The organism is Paenibacillus sp. FSL K6-2862, from assembly GCF_038005125.1.
Classification (GTDB): Bacteria; Bacillota; Bacilli; order Paenibacillales; family Paenibacillaceae; genus Paenibacillus; species Paenibacillus illinoisensis_A.
Genome location: NZ_JBBOSN010000001.1, coordinates 717,501 through 736,929, shown reverse-complemented (window position 1 = coordinate 736,929; position 19,429 = coordinate 717,501). Strand labels below are relative to the sequence as shown.

The 19,429-nt window shown below is 49.4% G+C and carries 15 protein-coding genes, 2 rRNA genes and 1 riboswitch (1 of these 18 running past the window's edge); of the genes, 2 read left to right on the top strand and 15 right to left on the bottom strand.

Features of this window, described 5'->3' with window-relative positions; all coding sequences use genetic code 11:
- Positions 1–9 precede the first annotated feature (9 nt).
- From purF to MHB82_RS03405, 12 genes are all read right to left on the bottom strand, one after another.
- Positions 10–1,488 (bottom strand): amidophosphoribosyltransferase, encoded by a 1,479-nt coding sequence (gene purF, locus MHB82_RS03460; RefSeq protein ID WP_095288459.1) that lies wholly within the window; start codon positions 1,486–1,488, stop codon positions 10–12.
- Positions 1,473–3,716 (bottom strand): phosphoribosylformylglycinamidine synthase subunit PurL, encoded by a 2,244-nt coding sequence (purL, locus tag MHB82_RS03455; RefSeq protein ID WP_341173810.1) that lies wholly within the window; start codon positions 3,714–3,716, stop codon positions 1,473–1,475. The genes purF and purL overlap by 16 nt, the downstream gene beginning before the upstream one ends.
- Positions 3,694–4,383: a phosphoribosylformylglycinamidine synthase subunit PurQ gene (gene purQ, locus MHB82_RS03450; RefSeq protein WP_095288457.1), complete on the bottom strand. Its 690-nt coding sequence runs from the start codon at positions 4,381–4,383 to the stop codon at positions 3,694–3,696. The genes purL and purQ overlap by 23 nt, the downstream gene beginning before the upstream one ends.
- Before the next feature lie 4 nt (positions 4,384–4,387).
- The gene (purS, locus tag MHB82_RS03445; protein WP_090904903.1) at positions 4,388–4,633 is read right to left on the bottom strand and encodes a phosphoribosylformylglycinamidine synthase subunit PurS; all 246 of its coding nucleotides are present in this window, start codon (positions 4,631–4,633) and stop codon (positions 4,388–4,390) included.
- Between the two features lie 556 nt (positions 4,634–5,189).
- Entirely contained in the window at positions 5,190–6,062 is an 873-nt protein-coding gene (locus MHB82_RS03440) for a phosphoribosylaminoimidazolesuccinocarboxamide synthase (protein WP_341173809.1), read from the bottom strand.
- A 235-nt stretch (positions 6,063–6,297) separates the two neighbouring features.
- The gene (gene purB, locus MHB82_RS03435) at positions 6,298–7,596 is read right to left on the bottom strand and encodes an adenylosuccinate lyase (RefSeq protein ID WP_095288455.1); all 1,299 of its coding nucleotides are present in this window, start codon (positions 7,594–7,596) and stop codon (positions 6,298–6,300) included.
- Positions 7,593–8,789 (bottom strand): 5-(carboxyamino)imidazole ribonucleotide synthase, encoded by a 1,197-nt coding sequence (gene purK / locus MHB82_RS03430; RefSeq protein WP_341173808.1) that lies wholly within the window; start codon positions 8,787–8,789, stop codon positions 7,593–7,595. The genes purB and purK overlap by 4 nt, the downstream gene beginning before the upstream one ends.
- Positions 8,786–9,271, bottom strand: coding sequence for a 5-(carboxyamino)imidazole ribonucleotide mutase (gene purE / locus MHB82_RS03425; protein ID WP_095288499.1), 486 nt, complete (start codon positions 9,269–9,271; stop codon positions 8,786–8,788). The genes purK and purE overlap by 4 nt, the downstream gene beginning before the upstream one ends.
- A gap of 193 nt (positions 9,272–9,464) precedes the next feature.
- A riboswitch (purine riboswitch) is annotated at positions 9,465–9,566 on the bottom strand.
- 268 nt (positions 9,567–9,834) lie between these two features.
- Positions 9,835–10,269 (bottom strand): universal stress protein, encoded by a 435-nt coding sequence (locus MHB82_RS03420; RefSeq protein WP_341173807.1) that lies wholly within the window; start codon positions 10,267–10,269, stop codon positions 9,835–9,837.
- A 151-nt stretch (positions 10,270–10,420) separates the two neighbouring features.
- Positions 10,421–10,684: a DUF1294 domain-containing protein gene (locus MHB82_RS03415; protein ID WP_095288452.1), complete on the bottom strand. Its 264-nt coding sequence runs from the start codon at positions 10,682–10,684 to the stop codon at positions 10,421–10,423.
- A 130-nt stretch (positions 10,685–10,814) separates the two neighbouring features.
- On the bottom strand, positions 10,815–10,952 hold the full coding sequence (locus MHB82_RS03410) for a hypothetical protein (protein ID WP_167301682.1): 138 nt from the start codon (positions 10,950–10,952) through the stop codon (positions 10,815–10,817).
- Positions 10,953–11,077: 125 nt separating this feature from the next.
- Positions 11,078–13,207: a DNA topoisomerase III gene (locus MHB82_RS03405; RefSeq protein WP_341173806.1), complete on the bottom strand. Its 2,130-nt coding sequence runs from the start codon at positions 13,205–13,207 to the stop codon at positions 11,078–11,080.
- A gap of 350 nt (positions 13,208–13,557) precedes the next feature.
- On the opposite strand from MHB82_RS03405, the gene MHB82_RS03400 reads away from it, so the two are divergent.
- Positions 13,558–15,495 (top strand): amidase family protein, encoded by a 1,938-nt coding sequence (locus tag MHB82_RS03400; protein ID WP_341173805.1) that lies wholly within the window; start codon positions 13,558–13,560, stop codon positions 15,493–15,495.
- 130 nt (positions 15,496–15,625) lie between these two features.
- Here MHB82_RS03400 and MHB82_RS03395 read toward each other — a convergent pair whose 3' ends face one another.
- The gene (locus MHB82_RS03395) at positions 15,626–16,627 is read right to left on the bottom strand and encodes a ketoacyl-ACP synthase III (RefSeq protein WP_341176574.1); all 1,002 of its coding nucleotides are present in this window, start codon (positions 16,625–16,627) and stop codon (positions 15,626–15,628) included.
- Positions 16,628–16,924: 297 nt separating this feature from the next.
- Between MHB82_RS03395 and MHB82_RS03390 the strand changes: the two genes are divergently transcribed.
- A complete protein-coding gene (locus MHB82_RS03390; RefSeq protein ID WP_341173804.1) occupies positions 16,925–17,470 on the top strand; it encodes an NADPH-dependent FMN reductase in 546 nt (181 codons plus the stop codon).
- A 133-nt stretch (positions 17,471–17,603) separates the two neighbouring features.
- Here MHB82_RS03390 and rrf read toward each other — a convergent pair.
- Positions 17,604–17,720, bottom strand: a 5S ribosomal RNA gene (gene rrf, locus MHB82_RS03385).
- A 135-nt stretch (positions 17,721–17,855) separates the two neighbouring features.
- Positions 17,856–19,429, bottom strand: a 23S ribosomal RNA gene (locus MHB82_RS03380) (it continues 1,354 nt past the right edge of the window).

Below are 19,429 nucleotides of genomic sequence, written 5' to 3'. Positions count from 1 at the left end.
GCCTGTCTCCTAACAGCTGCAGCCGAATTTCTCTTCGCCACCGAAGTCAAGGTTAGTTGGATAATCATTATCGAAGCAAGCGAGGCAGAGCCCGCCTTTGTAATCATCCTGATTATCTCCCTGAATGGATGCAATCAGTCCATCGGGACTGAGGAACGCCAGAGAGTCTGCGTTGATCTCACGGCAGATCTCTTCTACTGACAAGGATGAAGCAATAAGTTCACGGCTGTCAGGCGTATCAATTCCATAGAAACATGGGTTTTTGAACGGAGGTGAGGTTATGCGTACATGCACCTCAGTTGCTCCGGCATCACGCAGCATGTTCACAATCCGTCTCGAAGTCGTCCCCCGGACGATGGAATCATCAATCATGACAACGCGCTTGCCTTCTACGACGCGGCGCACCGCACTCAGCTTCATCTTCACGCCCTGTTCACGCAATTCCTGACTAGGCTGGATAAACGTACGTCCGGTGTATTTGTTCTTGATCATGCCCATTTCATACGGAATCCCGGTTTGCTCAGCGTATCCTATTGCCGCGGAAATACTGGAGTCCGGTACACCTGTTACCAGGTCGGCATCCACAAAAGATTCAATCGCCATGCGTCCACCCATCCGCTTCCGGGCAGCATGCTGGTTGGCTCCGTTCATGTCACTATCCGGACGGGCAAAATAAATATATTCCATTGCACACAGTGCCTTGCGGTGTTTGTGATGATCGAAGCGATCCTCGTGCAGACCATCTGCGTCAAGCACCAGCAGTTCACCAGGTTCAATATCGCGAATCAATTCTGCGCCGATCGTTTCGAGTGCACACGTCTCAGATGCGAACAGATATGCATCTCCGAGCTTGCCCATCGTCAGCGGACGCAACCCGTGCGGATCGGAAGCCACCAGCAGCTTGTCGTTGGTCATGATCAGAAATGCATAACCCCCCACAATCCGCTGGAATGCATCTTTTGCTGCTTCCACTAAACCCTTCGATGAACGTGCAATCAAATGCGCAATAACTTCCGTATCGCTAGTTGTTTGGAAGATCGACCCGCTCTGTTCCAGCTCACGGCGAATCGTTGGTGCATTCACGATATTCCCGTTCGTGGCAACAGCCAGATCCCCGTCACGATACTTGAAAACCAGGGGTTGTGCGTTGGTCAGTTTACTGTCGCCGCTCGTGGAATACCGAACGTGACCGATGGAAATATCACCAGACAAGGTCTGCATCAGGTCTTTGGTGAAGACTTCCTTCACCAGACCCATACCACGATGGTAGTTAAACTGGGTACCATCACTCACACACATGCCTGCACTTTCTTCGCCCCGATGTTGAAGCGCATGAAGTCCATAATAGGAGAGCGAAGCAGCATCAGGGTGTCTGAACACCCCGAATACGCCACATTCTTCCTTCAATTTATCGAGTCCTTCCTTACCGGACCCTTCGTTATAATAATCGCCTGTCCACCACTGTCCTGTCGTCAGTTCATGAGACATGGAATCGCATCCTCCCAGACCTGAGCCAAACCTCCTACGGGTTCGTTCACGGCTGATGTTCCGTTCAATTCGATCGTCAAGTTGCTTCCTTCCACACGTCCAATAACAGCTACGGGTACACCGCGCTCACGTACAAATGCTTCAAGTTTGCCTGCTTGCTCCGGCGAAGCGGACAGCAGAATGCGGGATTGGCTCTCACTGAAGAGTGCATGATCTGCACGCAGTGCAGTCTCCACATTCACCTGTGCACCCACGTTGCCGCTGATGCAGGATTCAGCCAAAGCTACAGCCAATCCTCCCTCAGACAAGTCATGTGCCGAGCGAACAAGTCCGGATTGGATGGCTTCCAGCACGGTGCTGAGCAGCGCCTTCTCCGTGTTCAGATCAAGCTGCGGCGGACGGCCTTCCGTTTTGCCATGAACCGCATATTGCAGCTCGCTGCCGCCCAGCTCCGCTTTGGTCTCGCCGAGGAGAATGATCACATCGCCTTCGGATTTGAATCCCTGTGTGGTGATATGATCCGTATCATGAACGAGACCTACCATACCGACTACTGGCGTTGGATAGATTGAGCCTTTGGCGTTTTCGTTATAAAGACTCACGTTACCACCAATAACCGGCGTGTCGAGCACGCGGCAAGCTTCCGCCATACCGTCTACGGCTTTTTCCATCTGCCAGAAAATGTCCGGCTTCTCCGGGTTACCGAAGTTGAGGTTGTCCGTAATCGCCAGTGGCTCCGCACCGGAACATACAATGTTACGAGCAGCTTCACTAACTGCAATGCTGCCACCCACTTCAGGATCCAGATATACATAACGTCCGTTACAGTCCGTTGTCATCGCCAGACCTTTGCGTGTTCCGCGAATCGTTACCACGGCAGCATCCGAACCCGGACGAACAGCTGTACTTGTACGAACCATATAGTCGTATTGATCGTAAACCCACTTTTTGCTTGCTACCGTTGGCGAAGCCAATACTTGTTTCAACGCACCGCCGAGATCCGACACTTCATCGTAACGCAGCGTGTCGATTGAAGCGCTTTGCTCGTAGTAAGCCGGTACAGAAGATGGCTTGTTATACACCGGACACTCGTCGACCAATGCCGTCACTGGCATGTCCCCCACCACTTCGCCGTGGTGATACAGCTTCAGACGTCCATCATCGGTAACTTTACCGACTTTGGCACAGATCACGCCCCAACGCTCAAAGATCTCCATCGCTTGGGCTTCATCCTTCGGCTCAACCACGAACAGCATCCGTTCCTGAGACTCGGACAGCATCATCTCATAAGGCGTCATGCCTTCTTCGCGCTGTGGCACCTGATCGAGATACAGTTCCAGACCGTTACCGGCTTTACTTGCCATCTCCGCACTGGAGCAAGTCAGGCCAGCTGCACCCATATCCTGAATACCAAGTACGATACCCGTGTCGATCAGCTCAAGGCAGGACTCCATGACGAGTTTTTCCATGAATGGGTCGCCGACTTGAACCGCTGTCTTCTTGGATTCGGATTCTTCTGTCAGTTCTACCGATGCAAACGTTGCACCGTGAATTCCATCGCGGCCCGTTGGAGGACCAACATAGTACACCGGGTTTCCTACGCCTTTGGCTACACCGCGCTGGATTTTGTCATGATCGATCAAGCCTACGCACATGGCATTAACGAGTGGATTACCCTCATAACTTTCGTCGAACATCACTTCGCCTGCTACCGTAGGAATCCCGATACAGTTACCATATCCCGCAATACCAGATACGACATGTTCAAACAGGTATTTCACGCGGTCGCTCTCCAGCTTGCCGAAACGAAGCGAGTTCAGCAGGGCTACCGGTCTTGCACCCATGGAGAAAATATCACGGATGATACCGCCCACACCCGTTGCTGCCCCTTGATAAGGTTCTACAGCGGAAGGGTGGTTATGGCTTTCAATTTTGAAAACAACAGCCTGGTTGTCGCCAATGTCAACGATCCCCGCACCTTCACCTGGTCCCATCAGGACACGCGGTCCACTGGTTGGGAAACGGCGCAGCAGCGGCTTGGAGTTTTTGTATGCACAGTGCTCGGACCACATGACGCTAAATACACCGATTTCCGTGTAGTTTGGCTTGCGTCCCATGAATTCACAGATCAGCTCATACTCGCTGTCCGACACGCCCATTTGTGCGTAAAGTTTATGTTCTGCGACCTGTTCTGCCGTCGGTTCCTTAGCGGATAGCTGCTGCGTCATGTCGATCCCTCCATGCTTTCAAAATAGATGTAAACATACGTTTGCCGTCTTCTGAGCCCAGCAGTGAATCCACCGCGCGCTCCGGATGCGGCATCATGCCAACCACGTTTCCACCCTCATTACAGATTCCTGCGATATCGCCCAGGGAACCGTTCGGGTTGCTGCCGTACGTAAATACGATCTGGTTGTTCGCTTGCAAACTCGCGAGCGTCTCTTCATCGCAGTAATAGTTGCCTTCACCGTGAGCAATCGGAATGATAATCTCTTCCCCAGGTGCATAGTCACGTGTAAATGGTGTATCTGCATTCGTTACTTTCAAGACCGTATCGTGGCAACGGAATTTCAGTGACATATTGCGAATTAACGCGCCTGGAAGCAATCCGGCTTCAGTCAGAATCTGGAATCCGTTGCAGATCCCCAGAATATATTTACCTTGTTCAGCAGCTTTGGCTACCTCATTCATTACAGGTGCGAAGCGGGAAATCGCCCCACAACGCAAGTAGTCTCCATAGGAGAAACCACCCGGAACCAGGATACAGTCATATGCCGAAAGATCCGTTGCCGTGTGCCATACATAATCAACCTCTTGCCCAATGGCATCTTCCACTGCCTTGTAACAGTCAATGTCGCAGTTGGAGCCAGGAAACACAAGAACTGCAAATTTCATGGGATTAACCCTCCAATTCGTAGCGGTAATCTTCAACAACGGTGTTGGCCAGCAGCTTCTCGCACATCACAGTCAAACGCTTTTCCGCTTCTGCGCGATCAGTTGTATCCAGGTTCAGTTCCATGACTTTACCGATCCGTACACTTTCCACTTCATTGAATCCCATCGAGTGCAGGGCACCTTGAACGGCTACTCCTTGCGGGTCGAGAACGCTTTGCTTAATAGTGACATAGACGGTTGCTTTGATCATGATCCTATGTTCCTCCTCAGTAATGAACGGGATAAATGCTTTATGCTGTTAAAAAAGTGGTTTGGGAGCTTGCTCCGGGGCGGATTGTTCTTCCGGTCGCTGTTGTCCCCAGGTTTTTCTGATTATTTTGAACCGCTGTGCGGTCAAAACCCGGGGACAAAGGCGAACGCTATCGCTCCTTTAAGAACAATTCCGCCCCTCCGCTTGTCCATGCGGCGTTTTTTGAAAGGCCTAATTCTGTTACGTTACACGGTGTGTAATGGTATAGTCTGACCATTACGTTTTAATAATAAATGGTCTATAAAATACTTTAGTAATCAAAGAATTTAATTCTCGTAATTTTTCAGGCTTCCTACCTGTGGGAAGCCTCCGCATTTAATTACCTCATCCCCCAGTTTGATACTGGCGGAGGGAAAGATTGAACTGGAGAAGCGGAGCGTTCCGCCTTTGCAATCGGAATGTTTCCTTTTGAAAAAAGATTCCAATCAATACATTCCGAAGGCAACAGCGATCGAAAGCCAAACTTTCCCGCAGCTCACCTCAAACTTTCCATTTATTATTTCGTTAAGCGGTTATAGATATCGACGTATCTTGCCGTTGTTGCCTCCACCACCGCTTGTGGCAGCGGGTCAGGCTTACTGTTTTTGTCCCAATCGGTTCCTGCCAGATAGGTACGCACCGGCTCCTTGTCCATGCTGTCGATCTCGATGTCGAGTGCGTAGTTCTCTTTCGCCCAGAACCGTGATGCATCCGGGGTGAAGATTTCGTCGATCAGGATGACCTTGCCATCGACGACACCGAACTCGAATTTGCAATCTGCGAGAATAATTCCACGCTGATCACAATAATCCCGGGCGAACTCGTACAGTCGCAGGCTTTTTTCCTGCAGCTCGCTAGCCAGCTCATCTCCAACCAGTTCTTTCATGCGGTCCATCGGAATGTCTTCATCATGACCCACATCATTTTTGGCAGCCGGGGTGAAAATAGGGTTTTCGAGCTTGGCGTTTTTGCGAAGTCCTTCCGGCAGTTTGATACCGTTCACCTCTCCGCTATTCTCATATTGTCTCCATCCGCCGCCAGTAATGTATCCGCGTACGACGCATTCGATATCGATGCGTTCCGCTTTGCGTGTCACCATAATGCGATCTTTCAGAAGCTCCGGGTCCACAATGAGATCACCGAGCCGGTTGACGTCCGTATGAACCACGTGGTTGTCCATCATGTCACTCGTCAGTTCAAACCAGAAGCTGCTGAGTTTATTCAGCACATTACCCTTCTCGGGCACCGCTGGGTCCAGCACGTAGTCAAAAGCTGAAATCCGGTCCGTTACCACGATCAGAAAATGTTCCCCCAGATCGTACAATTCACGTACTTTTCCTTTATATAACAGAGGTGCTTTAACGAGATCTGCCGCTGTGGACAGTGCCATGGAGGCTCACCTTCTTTCAGGAGATATAAGGCTACAGACAGAACCGCGATGGAGCACACTCCACTCCGATAACAGAACAATCTTTCGATCGCTGTTATCCCCGGATTTTTTTGATCCACTTTTTCCAAAGTGTAAATCCGGGGATAAAGGCGAGCGCTTCGCTTCTCCAGATTTGCTCTGTCCTCTCCGTTCCCTGCTGGTCCATCATTCTGCTCTCTAGCCTTATTGGAGTTAATTAGTTGGTCAAACCAAGTTTCTTGAAGATGGTATCGACATGTTTCAAGTGCCAGGACGGGTTGAATGCATCTTCGATTTCTTCATCGCTCAGCACCTCGGTGATTTCCGGTGTCGCTTTCACGATATCCTTGAACTGGCGCTGTTCTTCCCATGCCTGCATGGCACGTGGTTGAACGGTATCATATGCCTGTTCACGGCTGAAGCCTTTGTCGATCAGCTTCGTCAGTACGCGTCCAGAGAATGGAACACCGAAGGTACGCTCCATGTTGCGTTTCATGTTTTCAGGGAACACCGTCAGGTTTTTCACGATGTTACCGAAACGGTTCAGCATGTAGTTCAGCAGCATCGTTGCATCCGGCAGGATGACACGCTCTACGGAAGAGTGTGAGATATCGCGTTCATGCCACAGTGTTACGTTCTCGTATGCCGACACCATATGTCCGCGGATGACGCGGGACAGACCGGAGATATTTTCGCTACCAATCGGATTGCGTTTGTGCGGCATGGCGGAAGATCCTTTTTGACCTTTGGCAAACGCTTCTTCCACTTCACGGAATTCACTCTTTTGCAATGCACGAACTTCTGTAGCGAACTTGTCCAGTGATGTTGCGATCAATGCCAGGGTAGCCATGTATTCTGCATGACGGTCACGCTGCAAGGTTTGTGTCGAAATTGGCGCAGGCTTCGTGCCCAGCTTCTCGCAGACAAACTCTTCAACAAACGGATCGATGTTCGCGTAAGTTCCTACCGCACCGGAGATTTTACCGTACTGTACGTTGTCTGCCGCATGGCGGAAACGCTCCAGATTACGTTTCATCTCTTCGTGCCACAGGGCCATTTTCAAACCAAAGGTTGTTGGCTCGGCATGCACCCCGTGTGTGCGACCCATCATTGGCGTATGCTGATAAGCGAGGGCCTTCTCACGCAAGATCTCGATAAAGTTCACGATGTCGCGTTCCAGAATTTCATTGGCCTGGCGCAGTACGTACCCCAGAGCCGTATCTACCACATCCGTGGATGTCAGTCCGTAGTGCACCCATTTGCGTTCTGCACCCAGACTCTCGGATACCGTGCGTGTAAAAGCAATAACGTCGTGGCGCGTTTCCTGTTCGATTTCATAGATGCGATCAATATCAAAAGAAGCGTTTTGACGAAGCAATGCTGCTTCTTCCTTAGGAATAACTCCGAGTTCCGCCCAAGCTTCACATGCACAAATTTCAACTTCCAGCCAGGACTTAAATTTGTTCTCCTCCGTCCAGATGGCTCTCATTTCGGGTCTGCTATAACGTTCGATCATGAATTTGTATTCCTCCAGATATTAGTTTGTTCAATCCATTGCAATCCTTCTTCAACATCCTGACAGAGCAGATTGACATGCCCCATTTTCCGTCCCGTTTTCGCTTCGGTTTTTCCATATATATGAAGCTTGGGAATAACACCGAGTTCCATTGCTTCTGCATCAGGTTGACCCGTTCTGGTGATAATTCCTTCCAGATGTTCTCCAAGCACATTGACCATAACGACCGGACTTAACAGTGTTGTGTCTCCTAATGGCAGCCCGCAGATGGCACGAATATGCTGCTCGAACTGTGACGTCGCACAGCCTTCCATCGTGTAATGACCGGAATTATGAGGTCTTGGAGCCAGTTCGTTCACATACAATCTTCCGTCTGCCGCAACAAAGAGTTCCACCGCCAGCAATCCAACAGCCTGCATGGATTCGGCCACAGCCGCTGCAAGTTTTTGGGCTTCAATCTGTATGTCCGTAGCCACTCTGGCCGGTACGATCGAGGCATGCAGAATGTTGTTCACATGAATGTTCTCCGCTGGTGGGAATGTCTTGATCTCGCCACTCGTGCTTCGGGCAACGACGACGGAGATTTCACAGTCAAACTTGATAAATTGCTCAAGCACCAGTTCCGCTCCGGTTGCCGCAAGCTCTTCGTAAGCCGGTACAGCCTGACTCGCTTCGCGAATGACTCGCTGGCCTTTACCATCGTATCCTCCGGTTACCGTCTTCAAAACACATGGTACACCAAGCTCGCTTACTGCTGCTTGCATCGTATCCTTACTTGTAATCTCCCTATAAGGCGCTACTCTTACTCCAGCAGCTTCGATCGCTCGTTTTTCACGCAACCGATGCTGAGTTGTATACAATAACGCACTTCCTTGCGGCACATAGGATTCACGTTCCAGCAAGCCCGCTACACCTGCATCCACATTTTCAAACTCATACGTGATCACATCACACTGACGGGCCAGTTCAAGCGCTGCAGCTTCATCGTCATATCCGGCCTCAATCTGGCGGGCAACCTGTCCGCAAGGCGAATCTGGTGCCGGATCAAGCGTAACAAAGCGGTATCCCATCGCTGTCCCGGCGAGCGTTAGCATTCGTCCAAGCTGTCCGCCCCCGAGAACGCCAATGGTTGTTTTTCCTGGGAGCAGCACACGTCCAGCCATGCCGGAAAGATTCAATTCAGTTTTACTCATAGCTCATCACTGCTTTCGAGTACTTCACGCTTGATCCGCTCTCTGCGGGCTTCGCAGCGATTACGGACATCCTCATCGAATGCACCAATCATCTGGGCCGCAAGCAGCCCTGCATTGGTAGCACCCGCCTTGCCAATCGCTACCGTTGCAACAGGAATGCCGCCTGGCATCTGAACAATGGATAATAAGGAATCGAGACCATTCAGTGCCTTGGACTGCACAGGTACGCCGATTACCGGCAGCATCGTTTTGGAAGCAACCATGCCTGGGAGATGTGCTGCTCCGCCTGCACCTGCAATGATAACCTTGAATCCGCGCTCAGTAGCCTGCTCGGCATATTCAAACATCAGATCCGGTGTGCGATGCGCAGATACAACCTTTTTTTCATACCCGATCTCCAGTTCATCCAGCACCTCACACGCATGCTTCATCGTTTCCCAATCCGACTTGCTGCCCATAATTACAGCGACCTGCACTGACATGAATACATCCAACTCCCGTCTGAGCTTATTTTGATAACAACCACTCTAGCCATACGTGCTCCCTTTTGAAACAAAAAAATCCGCTACCCGCGAAAACATCACATTTTCTCCGGACACCGGACTCCAAGAAATACGTATCCCTCATTTGGGCATGCCAAAAGGGGGCTTGCTGTCCGCATCCATATTCATGCGACTCTCAGCCGTATCTCCTCGTAGTCCGGAAATTTACGGTCTCCGGGTAGAGACTTCCGGGCCTTATCCCCGGCGTTATACGAGCAAATATCTATTCAATCCAAGCGACTCATTTCGGTCAACCTTGGTACATCTTTCGTTCCTACTCGACCTTATTCTCACCTGATCGACACATCTAACATTCTAACAATCCCCTACAGCTAATGTCAACTTAAAGACGAACATTTAACATATTGACAAATATAATGTTCGTGATTAAGGCGTTTCTTTTGAACTTCATATCCATTTCATCCCATAAAAGAAAGCCGACTTCTCTTCAATGAAATGAAGACAGCCGGCTCACCGCGTATTGTAATTCACAATCTATTGCATTATTTAACGATCAATACAGGAACTTGAGCATGCTGCACCACATTGTGGCTTACACTGCCCAAGACAAATTCACGAATGCCACCAAGTCCACGACTTCCGATGACGATAACATCCGATCCATTTTCCTTGGCATAATCAAGCAGCACTTCAGCTGCGGCCCCTTGAATCAGGTCTACGTTGGCTGTAACGCCTGCAGCTTTGATCCGTTCTTTTGCTTCATCGGTTGTTTGCACAGCCAGGTTGTAGTAATCGTTATTCAGAGATGGCGGCAGCGGTGCGAGTCCTTCTCCAATAAATACGCGTGGGAAATCAAAGGCATGAATGACATCAATGACTGAATCCGGAGACACCTTAGCCAGTTCAATGCCACGATCAAGTGCCTTGTTTGAAGCTTTTGATCCATCATAAGCTACTAAAATTTTGGAGAATAACATGTAAATCCCGTCCCTTCCTTATATGTAGAAACTCCGAAGCTGGAAGCTTCGGTCTAACATAAAACTAAATCCACCGCCATGTAACCCTATAAACGTTCTTCATGCGATATGAACCATTTGCCTGGTTTTGCAGTGTCGCCACCTCCAGGTTCTATTTCAGAAAATAACCATAGATTACGGCATTCAGAAATAGCAGAAGTGGAATCCCGATGGTAAAGCTCGGATGTTTGGTTTTGTGCCTTTTCCGGTACATTGCAATCCAGACTCCAAGCGCGCCTCCGATAAACGCCAGCAGGAATAACGTCCGTTCGGGTGTACGATCACGACGTCGCTGCGCCCGTTTTTTGTCATCTGACATCACCAGATAACCTACCACGTTAATAAATAAAAACCACAATATGAGTCCGGTTTGCATATAATTCTAGCGGTCCCCCTATCCCGGGACATCTCCCTGTTCCTCCATTATAATCCTCTGCAGGGACATGATCAACGAGAGAAGGGAGCCGCATAGATTGCTTATTGGAATCATCCGTTCCGGGTAGAACCTAGGACTCCTGTTTCGGAATACCGTTCAGGCTGGGAACTCTTTTGCCGGCCTTGGTTGGACGTGCTCCGATGCTTTCTTCCCGGATACTGTCCTTATTCTGCTGATTATGAATTTTCTCTGGTTTGTTGTGTGGCATCTGTGTCACCTCCTTGGCTTACGTTGCCTGAAAAGGAGGGATCTTATACGACACCATGCGAAGCGGTTTATTGAGCATGACCTCGCCGGTATCCATTCAACTTGGTCCAAACTCTTTCAGGGGCACTAGTCCCCTTTTTTCTCCATCGCTGCTTTCAACAAGTCTCCGAGATTGGATCCGATGGATTCCTGCTTGGCATACTGTTTGACCAGCTTTTGCTGTTCGCGTTTGTTGACGTGCTGTTTATCTTTATCCAGTGCTTCCGTGATTCCGCAAGGCAGACACTGCACATAGAGGCCCGCTTTGCCTTCTTTCATTTCCATCTTCTTGTGACACTGCGGACAACGACGGTTGGATAACCGCTTCTCTGCAGAGCGACGATAGCCACAATCCTCCGTGGGACATACGAGAAACTTGCCGCGTTTCCCTTTCTTCTCAAGCAGACGCGCATTGCAATCCGGGCAGTGGCTGCTCGACACGTTATGCGGTTTATACTCTGCCTTGCTTCCTTTTACAGTGGACACCAGTTCTTTAGCCATCGAACGTATGCCTTCCAGGAAAGGACCTGGTTTCCCTTGTCCACGAGCAATCCGTTCCAGTTCAGCCTCCCAACGCGCCGTCAGTTCAGGTGTGCGCAGCTGCGGAGCAGCCAGCTCAATCAATTGCTTCCCTTTGCCTGTAGGATGCATGCTGTTGCCTTGGCGGTCGATGGTATCGGAGCTGATCAATTTCTCGATAATATCTGCACGCGTAGCCGGGGTACCTAGTCCGTGCTTCTCCATTTGTGCGAGCAATGCAGCCTCCGTGTACCGTTTAGGTGGCATGGTTCTTCCACTTTTAATATGACAACGCTGAACGGTAACCGACTGACCTTGCTGTACGTCTGGCAAAAGAGTGTGGCCATTGTCTGCTTGCTCATCTGTGCGCTCATCATCTTCGTCACTGTAGTCTCCGCCGTATACTTCACGCCAGCCACTGTCTTTTACCGTTGTACCTTTAACATGGAAGGAATCTTCACCCACTTGCACAGTAATCGCTACTGAATCGTATCTGGCAGCTGGATAGAACAAACTGATAAACCGGCGTACGATCAAATCATACAGTTTGCGTTCCTCTGGACTCAGCTGATTCAGCAGCACGGTCTGTTCTGTTGGGATGATGGCATGGTGATCCGTTACCTTACTGTCATCCACAATTCGTTTGGTGATATTCAGATTTTTCCGCAGCAAGGGACGCGCTAATGATGCATACGGTCCAACTGCTACAGTATCCAGTCTTTCTTTCAGCGTATCTGTCATGTCCGATGTCAGGTAGCGGCTATCCGTACGCGGATATGTAACCAGCTTATGCTGCTCATATAGACGCTGCAGGACGTTGGAAGTCTGCTTGGCTGAAAAACCATACTTGCGGTTGGCATCACGCTGCAGCTCCGTCAAGTCATAGGCCAGAGGATGCGGCTCGACTTTTTCACTCTTTTTGACCTGAGCAATGGTTCCCTTACGTCCATCCACTCGTTTCTTCAATGCCTGGGTATCTTGAGTATCAAAGATGCGTGAATCTCCGCCTGAGGCCCGCCACACGGCTTGAAAACCTCCAAAATCTGCAGTTAATGTCTCATACTCCTGTGACCGAAAACCATTGATTTCATTTTCCCTGTCCATGATCATGCCCAGGGTTGGCGTCTGTACCCGTCCTGCAGACAACTGTGCATTAAATCGAACGGTCAGCGCTCGTGTCACATTAAGCCCAATCATCCAGTCCGCTTCTGCCCGGCACCGTGCCGATTCATAGAGACGGTCAAACTGACTCCCTGGCTTCAGCGAAGCAAATCCTTCTTTGATTGCCTTATCCGTCTGAGAAGAAATCCACAATCGTTTGAAGGGCTTCTTCCACTGCGCCATTTGCATGATCCAACGGGCAAGCAGTTCTCCCTCCCGGGCGGCATCCGTCGCGATGACCAGTTCACCAACATCTTGGCGTTTCATAAGCTGTTGTACGGCCTTGTATTGATGATTCGTCTCTCTTAGCACCTTCAGTTTCGCCCGCTCCGGCAGAATCGGCAGATCTTCAAGATTCCAGGTGGCGTACTTCTTGTCGTAATCTTCTGGTTCCGCAAGTCCCACTAGATGCCCAAGTGCCCACGTTACGATATATTTAGGACCTTCCAAATAACTCTTATGTTTATCACGCGCTCCCATAACTCTGGCAATTTCCCGTGCCACAGATGGTTTCTCAGCGAGTACCAATGTTTTCACTTCGTATCTCTTCCTTTCTTCATACACCTTGTAACCCAAGTTCCTATCCTTTCATTATATCATTTCAGACCAATCGTTTCTTGGCATATCCCAGGGGGAACTATTAACCTGATAAATTACTGCTCCAGGTTACATGTAAGATAATATAACACATTTGTGAACACTTAAATTTCTTTTAGGAATGAAAATAAGAGCATCTGAAAGAGATAATCACCTTTATACAACTTGTATACGTTTTTTTGGATAAATATGAGCGTTGTAAGAATACCTGACATGTTATTAGAATGTGACAAAAGCATATACAGCCGTTTCATCACACACATCATTGCGACAGAAGGGAGCGTGGATGCATGACTTATCATGGATCTGTATTGAAAAAAAGTGGAGCTCTGTTACTGACAGGAGCAGTAATGGTTACAACTTGGGGAGGAGCTTCCGTACCGCTGGCATCAGCCGGAGCAGCAACCCCATCAAGCAAAACAACGGTCGCAGCAACAGCTGCAGTGAAGGCACCTGCCACGTCTGCCGCATTTATTGAAGCCATGGAAGAAGCAGCGACACTTGCAGGTGTGCCTTTTTCAATGGACGAGCTCTCAGGCAAAACCATTCAACGTAAGGATGCTGCTCTAGCTCTTCAAACCTGGTTGAAGCTGGAGTCCACCACAGAGTCGTTCAAAGACGTACCGGACCAATCCAGCTATGCAGGTGCCATCGGTGCTTTGAATGCTGCAGGGTTGATGAAAGGATATACTGATTCCCTCTTTCTCCCTAACGCTGTCCTGACGGAAAATGATGTCGCCATATTGAAAGATCGCATTTATAACTACATAAAACCATTTGTGCTGGAGGAAGCAACGATTACGGAACTCCAGGCTGCAATGACGCAAGGAAAGCTTACATCCAAGGAATTGGTTCAAATGTATCTGGATCGGATTGAGAAATACGATGATCAGGGAGTTAGCATTAATTCCATACTAACCTTAAACCCGGAAGCACTTGAACTTGCCCAGGCATTGGACGAAGAACGTGCAGCCAAAGGTGCACGCGGACCGCTGCACGGTATTCCGGTACTTGTGAAGGACAACTTCGATACAAATGATATGCCTACCACTGCCGGCTGTATCTGTCTGAAGGACTCCGTGCCTGCGCAAGACGCTGAGCAAGTGAAGAAGCTCAAAGAAGCAGGTGCCATTATCCTCGGTAAAACAAATCTGCATGAATTTGCATTTGGCATTACTACATCCAGTTCATTGGGTGGACAAACCCTGAACCCTTACGCACTGGATCATTATCCTGGCGGTTCCAGCGGCGGGACAGGGGCAGCGATTGCCTCCAACTTTGCTGCAGCAGGCATGGGTACCGATACTGGTGGATCGATCCGTATTCCATCCAGCTTCAACAGCCTTGTCGGAATTCGTCCAACGATTGGACTATCCAGCCGTGAAGGGATTATCCCGCTTGCTCTCACTCAGGATGTAGGCGGCCCTATGGCTCGTACAGTTAGCGATGCTGCGATCATGCTGGACGCTACAGCCGGTTATGACAAAGATGATGTGGCTACAGCCTATGCTGTAGGCAAAATCCCATCCAGCTATACCGATTTCCTTGATGTGAACGGTTTGAAAGGTGCACGAATTGGTGTGGCCACAGAGCTCATCCCAAGCACCAAAGCAGAAGAAAAAGCCGTTGCCGATGTGATCAACAATGCCGTGGAAGAATTGAAATCTCTGGGTGCAACTGCTGTTCCCATCAGTATTCCGAACCTGGACGAAATCAACAAATACCCGAGCCTGAGCGGATATGAATTCAAATTCCAGCTGAACGACTATTTGGAGTCACTTGGTGAAGATGCTCCATACCACAGTCTGTCGGACATCATCGCTTCAGGTGAATTTGATAAAACACAGGAACAATCCATGAAGGCACGCGATGCACGAGAAACGCTGGAGACAACTGAGTATAAAGACATCGTATTGAAACGTACTCAAATCACGCGCGAAGCTATTCTAAAAGTGATGGCTGATAATAACCTGGATGCCATCGTTTATCCTACATCCACCCAGGCTGCTGCCGTGATCGGCGAAGGCCAAAACTCCGGCGGGAATAACCGACTAAGCCCATTCTCCGGGTTCCCGGCTATCACCGTACCTGCTGGCTTCACTACAGAGGGTCTACCCGTAGGTATTGAATTCCTGGGCCGCGCCTTTGATGAAGGAACATTGATTAAACTCGCATATAGTTATGAGCAGGGAACCCACCACCGCCAAGCTCCTAAACTTACGCCATAACTCCTTTATTGAATTAAAAAGAGCTTAATAAACAAAAAGTACACTTCGCCTCCACATCGGAGGAAAGTGTACTTTTTTTATGATCCTAGTAAGACACACTGTCTTTCCCGCTTAATCTCAACTTTCTACGTTAATTCGTTGAACCAGCGTCTGCTACACTCCATTCCAACACAAGGCCCGCATAAGTTAAGCCACCACCGAAACCGAATAAGGCGAGGCGCTGACCCTGCTTCACTTTCCCTTCATCGACAGCCAGCTGAATGGCTAGAGGTATGGATGCAGCTGATGTGTTTCCACGGTACTCCATGCTGGTTAGCGTGCGTTCCAACGGTACAGGACCACGCTCGCAGACAGCCTCAATCATTCTCATATTTGCGCTGTGCGGTACGAACCAGTCGATTTGCTCCGTCTGCAAGCCTGAGCTAGCGATAAGTTTCGGCAATTGCTCCGGTATCAGCCGTACAGCCCATTTGTATACTTCTCTGCCGTTTTGCACAAGACGTCCGTCACCTTGAAGAGGTACCCCATTCATCTCGGAAGAAAGCCCACTGCTATAAACATGTAACCCACCATCACCCTGAGTTCCGGAAAGTGCTGCCAGAGTACTGCCCTGGCCTTCGGTTCGTTCCAACAGAAACGCTCCGGCTCCATCCCCAAACAAAATACATGTCGTACGATCAGTGTAATCTGTAATTTTGGATAATGTCTCTGCCCCGATCACGAGCACTTTGCGATACATGCCACTTGTAATCATGCTATCGGCCAGCTGCAATCCATAGACAAAGCCTGCGCATGCTGCGCTCAAATCCAGGGCTCCCGTCTGAGCAATGTTCAAACGGGCCTGTACTCTGGAAGCTGTACTGGGAAATGCATAATCCGGTGTACTTGTTGCTACGAGGATCATATCCACATCATGAACGTCAACCTCATAACGCTGAATCATGTCTTCCACAGCTTTAACTGCCAGATCAGAAACGAACTGATCCTCTGCGGCAATCCTCCGCTCTCTCATGCCTGTTCGTTGTACGATCCATTCATCGTTCGTTTCGACCATTTTCTCCAAATCCGCGTTATTTAGAATACGCTCCGGCACATAGGTTCCGAATGCAGTAATACTGGCTTTTGATTGCATCATAGCGTCAGTCACCTCGTTTTGTTTTTTATTATTATAGCACTAAGTATTAGTACTTGGTACTAATTTATGATAAATTTTTATTGTTTTCTCTGTTGATACACAAAAGCCTCCCTCTGGTCCATTCTCCTCACACTTGGTATGTAGATCCAATGAAGAAGAATAACCATATTCGGCTTAGTATGAAGAATGCCTTAATAATAGCCGTTATCTGTAGACTCTTCGTAAGGAAAGATGGAAAATAGACAAATCAATTCATATTACTGATAGACATTTGACAAGATGGGGGATTACAGAATGCAAAGAGAAATAAACATCCTTGCAATTTCAGGAAGTCTACGGAAACAATCCACAAACACTATGCTAATGCACGCCATGATGGCGCTTGCCCCTACTACTTTAAAATTTCAGGTATATGATCAACTGAATGATCTTCCACACTTCAATCCTGATCTTGATGTAGATGATGGTCCTGCTTCCGTTCAATACTTCAGATCCCAATTAAAGCAAGCAGACGGTGTCCTGATCTGTACACCTGAGTATGGAAATGGTATTCCCGGTGTCTTAAAAAATGCTTTAGATTGGATTGTATCCTCCGGAGAATGGGTGAATAAGCCTACAGTGGTCATAGCAGCATCCCCCAGCCCTTTGGGCGGTAATCAAGCCCATACATCCATATTGCTGACTTTAAACATGATCAATGCCCTCGTCCTGGATGATGCCTCACATACAATTCCTCATATTACGATGAAAATCAACAAACAAGGTATGATCATTGATCCTGATACTAAAAAGGCACTGCAAGATTCACTTTTACGCTTAGCAGAAGCATGCCCCAACTGAATGAATGAACTGACAAGTTTTATAAAAAAACAAAAACAGCCCGATTGATCACTATCGGGCTGTCAAAATTGTATTTAGTTACATTTATAAACAAATAAAAACCACCACCGAGATTCTTCGGCAGTGGTTCTTTGCTTGGCAACGTCCTACTCTCCCAGGACCCTTCGGTCCAAGTACCATCGGCGCTAGAGGGCTTAACGGTCGTGTTCGGGATGGGTACGTGTGGAACCCCTCCGCTATCGCCACCAAACGAGCATTTGTGTAACAAATGCATTTTGTGGAACTGAAAATCATACACACATTGGAGTGATGTACCGATTTTCATTTCAGAGATTATTCTCTGAAAACTAGATCCGAAACGAAACTTGCGATCAAAACCTGCAATTTGGATAAGCCCTCGACCGATTAGTACTGGTCAGCTCCATGCATTACTGCACTTCCACCCCCAGCCTATCTACCTCGTCGTCTTCAAGGGGTCTTACATACTGGGAAATCTCATCTTGAGGGGGGCTTCACGCTTAGATGCTTTCAGCGCTTATCCCGTCCGTACATAGCTACCCAGCGGTGCTCCTGGCGGAACAACTGGTACACCAGCGGTACGTCCATCCCGGTCCTCTCGTACTAAGGACAGCTCCTCTCAAATTTCCTACGCCCACGACAGATAGGGACCGAACTGTCTCACGACGTTCTGAACCCAGCTCGCGTACCGCTTTAATGGGCGAACAGCCCAACCCTTGGGACCTACTTCAGCCCCAGGATGCGATGAGCCGACATCGAGGTGCCAAACCTCCCCGTCGATGTGGACTCTTGGGGGAGATAAGCCTGTTATCCCCAGGGTAGCTTTTATCCGTTGAGCGATGGCCCTTCCATGCGGTACCACCGGATCACTAAGCCCGACTTTCGTCCCTGCTCGACTTGTAGGTCTCGCAGTCAAGCTCCCTTATGCCTTTGCACTCTTCGAATGATTTCCAACCATTCTGAGGGAACCTTTGGGCGCCTCCGTTACTCTTTAGGAGGCGACCGCCCCAGTCAAACTGCCCACCTGACACTGTCCCCGTACCCGCTAAGGGCACCAGGTTAGAACCTAGATACGATCAGGGTGGTATCCCAACGGTGCCTCCACACAAGCTGGCGCTCATGCTTCAAAGGCTCCCACCTATCCTGTACAGATCGTACCCAAATTCAATATCAAGCTGCAGTAAAGCTCCATGGGGTCTTTCCGTCTTGTCGCGGGTAACCTGCATCTTCACAGGTATTAAAATTTCACCGGATCTCTCGTTGAGACAGCGCCCAAGTCGTTACGCCATTCGTGCGGGTCAGAATTTACCTGACAAGGAATTTCGCTACCTTAGGACCGTTATAGTTACGGCCGCCGTTTACTGGGGCTTCGGTTCACAGCTTCGGGATTACTCCCTAACCGCTCCCCTTAACCTTCCAGCACCGGGCAGGCGTCAGCCCGTATACTTCGCCTTACGGCTTCGCACAGACCTGTGTTTTTGCTAAACAGTCGCTTGGGCCTTTTCACTGCGGCCCCCTCGTGCTATTCACACTACCGGGGCACCCCTTCTCCCGAAGTTACGGGGTCATTTTGCCGAGTTCCTTAACGAGAGTTCTTCCGCGCGCCTTAGAATTCTCTTCTCGCCTACCTGTGTCGGTTTGCGGTACGGGCACCTTCATCTGGCTAGAGGCTTTTCTTGGCAGTGTGAGATCATGACCTTCGCTACTGTAATTTTCACTCCCCATCACAGCTCAGCCTTAGGATGTGCGGATTTGCCTACACATCAGCCTTACTGCTTGGACAGACATCCATCCGTCTGCGTCACTACCCTACTGCGTCCCCCCATCGCTCGTAACGATTTACGGTGGTACAGGAATTTCGACCTGTTGTCCTTCGACTACGCCTTTCGGCCTCGCCTTAGGTCCCGACTTACCCTGAGCGGACGAGCCTTCCTCAGGAAC

Excerpts from the sequence above, each read along its gene's own strand:
- purF (WP_095288459.1), bottom strand. The coding sequence starts at position 1,488 with ATGTCTCATGAACTGACGACAGGACAGTGGTGGACAGGCGATTATTAT.
- purL (WP_341173810.1), bottom strand. The coding sequence starts at position 3,716 with ATGACGCAGCAGCTATCCGCTAAGGAACCGACGGCAGAACAGGTCGCA.
- purQ (WP_095288457.1), bottom strand. The coding sequence starts at position 4,383 with ATGAAATTTGCAGTTCTTGTGTTTCCTGGCTCCAACTGCGACATTGAC.
- purS (WP_090904903.1), bottom strand. The coding sequence starts at position 4,633 with ATGATCAAAGCAACCGTCTATGTCACTATTAAGCAAAGCGTTCTCGAC.
- MHB82_RS03440 (WP_341173809.1), bottom strand. The coding sequence starts at position 6,062 with ATGGCACTGTCCACAGCGGCAGATCTCGTTAAAGCACCTCTGTTATAT.
- purB (WP_095288455.1), bottom strand. The coding sequence starts at position 7,596 with ATGATCGAACGTTATAGCAGACCCGAAATGAGAGCCATCTGGACGGAG.
- purK (WP_341173808.1), bottom strand. The coding sequence starts at position 8,789 with ATGAGTAAAACTGAATTGAATCTTTCCGGCATGGCTGGACGTGTGCTG.
- purE (WP_095288499.1), bottom strand. The coding sequence starts at position 9,271 with ATGTCAGTGCAGGTCGCTGTAATTATGGGCAGCAAGTCGGATTGGGAA.
- MHB82_RS03420 (WP_341173807.1), bottom strand. The coding sequence starts at position 10,269 with ATGTTATTCTCCAAAATTTTAGTAGCTTATGATGGATCAAAAGCTTCA.
- MHB82_RS03415 (WP_095288452.1), bottom strand. The coding sequence starts at position 10,684 with ATGCAAACCGGACTCATATTGTGGTTTTTATTTATTAACGTGGTAGGT.
- MHB82_RS03410 (WP_167301682.1), bottom strand. The coding sequence starts at position 10,952 with ATGCCACACAACAAACCAGAGAAAATTCATAATCAGCAGAATAAGGAC.
- MHB82_RS03400 (WP_341173805.1), top strand. The coding sequence starts at position 13,558 with ATGACTTATCATGGATCTGTATTGAAAAAAAGTGGAGCTCTGTTACTG.
- MHB82_RS03395 (WP_341176574.1), bottom strand. The coding sequence starts at position 16,627 with ATGCAATCAAAAGCCAGTATTACTGCATTCGGAACCTATGTGCCGGAG.
- MHB82_RS03390 (WP_341173804.1), top strand. The coding sequence starts at position 16,925 with ATGCAAAGAGAAATAAACATCCTTGCAATTTCAGGAAGTCTACGGAAA.